The 1,154-nt window shown below is 71.3% G+C and carries 1 protein-coding gene; it reads left to right on the top strand.

The genetic code is table 11. From position 1 onward, the window contains the following. On the top strand, positions 1 to 1,075 hold a 1,075-nt coding region (locus EN742_RS35510), incomplete at its 5' end, for a penicillin-binding transpeptidase domain-containing protein (protein WP_281035051.1). Positions 1,076 to 1,154: the final 79 nt, after the last annotated feature.

Below are 1,154 nucleotides of genomic sequence, written 5' to 3'. Positions count from 1 at the left end.
GACCAGGATCGTCCGCTCGCCGGGCTCGACGCTGAAGCCGTTCATCTACGGGCTCGCCTTCGAGCAGGGCCTGGTGGCGCAGGAGACCATCATCGAGGACAGCCCGGCCGATTTCGGCGGCTACCGGCCGAAGAATTTCGACATGGGCTATCAGGGCGACGTCAGCATCCGCCAGGCGCTGCAGCTCTCGCTCAACGTGCCGGCGATCCGGGTGCTCGACGCGGTCGGACCGGCCAGGCTGACGGCGCGCTTCCGCCAGGCCGGCGTCAAGCCGGTGCTGCCGGTCAACGAGGCGCCGGGCCTGGCGATCGGCCTCGGCGGCGTCGGTGTGACGCTGCGCGATCTCGTCCAGCTCTACACGGGCCTCGCCAATGGCGGCAAGGCGCACACGCTGCATGACGGCACCGAGCCGGCCAACGCCGAACGCACCACCGCCACCATCCTCGACGACCAGGCCAACTGGCAGATCACCGACATATTGTCAGGCGTGAAGCCGCCGGAGGGCGCCTTGCAGCGCGGCATCGCCTACAAGACCGGCACCTCCTATGGCTACCGCGACGCCTGGTCGGTGGGCTTCGACGGCCGCTACGTGCTCGGCGTCTGGGTCGGACGCGCCGATGCCGGCGCCGTGCCCGGGCTGTCCGGATACGTCTCGGCCGCCCCGATCCTGTTCGAGGGCTTCGTCCGCTCCGGCCTCGCCACCGTTCCGCTTCCCGGCCAGCCGGCCGGCGTCCACCGCCCAAAACGCGACGAGTTGCCGGTGACGCTGGCGCGCTTCGGCGCCGGATCGGACGGGCTGGTGCAGGCAACGCCGGCCGAGCCCGCGCCGACGATCGTCTTTCCGCCCGACGGCGCGCGCGTCGACCTCGCCGCCAATTCGGCCGACGCCTCGCCGCTGGTGCTGAAGCTGCAGGGCGGCCGCGCGCCCTTCCGCTGGTTGGCCAACGGCAAGCCGCTGTCCGGCATCGACCGGCGCCGCACCGCCACCTGGCTGCCCGACGGCGCCGGCTATTCGACGCTCACCGTGATCGACGCCGCCGGCCGCGCGGCAAGCGTGAAGGTTTTCGTTGAATAGGATGCCGCAACCGATTCAGCGCATTGCGCTTCTTGGCCGGATGTCTGGCGCGCGGCCGGCGGCGTCGATCACGGCTGTC

The organism is Mesorhizobium sp. M4A.F.Ca.ET.020.02.1.1 (assembly GCF_004022645.1).
GTDB lineage: Bacteria > Pseudomonadota > Alphaproteobacteria > Rhizobiales > Rhizobiaceae > Mesorhizobium.
Note: the sequence above shows the minus strand (reverse complement) of the source record. Positions and strands in the feature narration are given on the sequence as shown.